We start from the raw sequence: 2,238 nt of genomic DNA on the forward strand, positions 1-2,238 counted from the left end.
TTATTCCCTTTACAAATATTTTTTATAGACCAATAGTTAAATAGAGAGAAATACACTGCGCTAATTATTCTCCTTATAAATACCTCATCTAAACTATTGCTCAAAAGACTCTCAAAATAATTTAACAGTTTATGAGGCTTTAACTTATTTGCATTGCTTGGTTGCATACTAATACCACTTTACTTGCAATGTCACCTAGACCTTCTCTATTTAAAGTATCTTTAGTATACTTTGCTAGGTACTTCCATTCTTCCCAATCACAATTGTTTATACGAATTTCTACGAATAAGGGTTGCGAGGATTCTACGTCTTCTGTAATACTAATGCTAGAAATATTAATTGGAAATGTATTAATCAGCCATAAGACTATTGATGCTAAACTCCTAAGATCTATAAAATTACTGATCCTGTTCACGCAATCCTTATCAATATAAGTTTTCAATATTTCAAGAGCTTCTTTCTCATCAATCATATTAAAAATACTACGGATAGAATTACTATAGGTCTCAGTAGTAGTGGTTATATTATCTGGAATATACTTAGAGGAAATACTGATTTGTGTTGGCTCCAAGTTAGAGTATATAATGAAATTCTCCGTCATGTTTTCTCACCTATTTTGTGCCAGCTTATCTTTGGGGCCCATCTTAACGTATATAGAGGCCCTTGTTGCATCTTAAATTGAGTATTTTTAGACGCCATTATTGGTTCTATCTCAAGTCTAATTAAATATTCACCAATTTTCGCATCTTTATAAATTACTTCTTCATAAGCTGAGACTTTATCGTCTATTTCCAATTCTATCCAGCCTTCATTAACTTGTTTACCCGGCTCTAGGATAGGTTTATCCTTGACCTCATTTAGGGCCCCTTCAGAAGGATGCACAGATATTCCAACGATATAATTAACATTAAATTCCGCACCAAAAGGCGAAGGTACTTGCGAAGGTATAACGTCCACAATTGCTGCACGCAAAATAATTATACTACCATCACTGACTTTCACATAACCTCTAACTGAGTTCCTAAAACTTAAATTATTTAGCAAAGTGCTCATCATAATCAGCTATCAACAATGTACTATCTACTACAATAATAAAAAGCTATTTCTTAATTTAAACGAGATAGTTCTAGGATAACCTAGAATTTGAAGTTCACTTACCTAACAGCTTCAAAGTTTTTACCCGTGGCGTAACTTATCCTTACTTTTAATTCCGCCGCGGGCACCCCTCATAAGGGATCATACACAGTCACTCATTGGGGCTAGTCGAGAGAAACACCACTACCCTCCCATCCACACTTTTATCACTCCCACCCTCGTGAGCAGTGCCCGTCATCAGTTAGGGAGATCATCAATAAAAACTATTTGTAATACTGTATAAACATAACTTGTCAAAACGATATTTAGAAGTAATTAAAATAACTATTTCCTCCAAGCTCTCTTAAGCTGAAAGTTAACTATACCGAAGAAAGCAGAAGGAAACAAAATTTTTAATAGTTAACGCTGAGAAGATGAAATATGCAGACTGTCGAACACCCAATCTCAACATACTTACCCAGAGATGTAGTTTACTTTGACGGAAGTTCAGCTACTTTGCCTCAAGACTATGTGCTAAAGGAAGGTAATTTAAGGTTGTTCGTTCCCAAAAATAAAATAGAGGACGTAGTCAACGCCCTAAAAGGCTCGGGATTTAGAGAGGAAAAACTGGAATTTTACAAGGGTGAAAAATACTCATTATCAATGAGGATTTACAACATTTGGGAGCTCCACGTTAGGATATACGATGACGGCTTTATTGACGGACACTTTGAAGTTAGTAGAGACCACTTAGAACATTTACAGTATTACAATATTCCCTCAATTTATGAGGTATTTGATTTTTACAGAACTGCTTATAACAAACTGCACATATTTGACAACGTTGCTAAGAAGTGGATTAAAGAAGTGAGGACACAATATTTAGTAACGTTAGAACCGCCTAAATCCTTAACAGCATGGCAGCCAATAGCAGTAGTTGTAGGAGCTTTAAGTGCAATTGGAATTATAGCTTATGCCCTCTCAAGGCTTGATAAGGGAGAGGATTAGGTGCCTATGTATTGAGATTAATGGGAAATATAACTCAAAGTGACGAAATAATAATTGACGGATATATAGTTAAAGAAAACTTAAAGGAAAAAGTTACGTTAAAAATAGACACTGGTTTTACGGGGTACGATGTTGCAATCCCCAGTAATATTGCAC

The 2,238-nt window shown here is 35.2% G+C and carries 2 protein-coding genes; one reads left to right on the plus strand and one right to left on the minus strand.

Annotated elements, in window-relative coordinates:
• Window positions 1–597: 597 nt before the first annotated feature.
• On the minus strand, window positions 598–1,056 hold the full coding sequence (locus METMK1DRAFT_RS15285) for a hypothetical protein (protein WP_009075930.1): 459 nt from the start codon (window positions 1,054–1,056) through the stop codon (window positions 598–600).
• Between the two features lie 459 nt (window positions 1,057–1,515).
• Between METMK1DRAFT_RS15285 and METMK1DRAFT_RS15290 the strand changes: the two genes are divergently transcribed.
• Window positions 1,516–2,082, plus strand: a complete 567-nt coding sequence (locus METMK1DRAFT_RS15290) for a hypothetical protein (RefSeq protein WP_009075931.1) — start codon at window positions 1,516–1,518, stop codon at window positions 2,080–2,082.
• Window positions 2,083–2,238: the final 156 nt, after the last annotated feature.

Source organism: Metallosphaera yellowstonensis MK1 (assembly GCF_000243315.1).
Classification (GTDB): Archaea; Thermoproteota; Thermoprotei_A; order Sulfolobales; family Sulfolobaceae; genus Metallosphaera; species Metallosphaera yellowstonensis.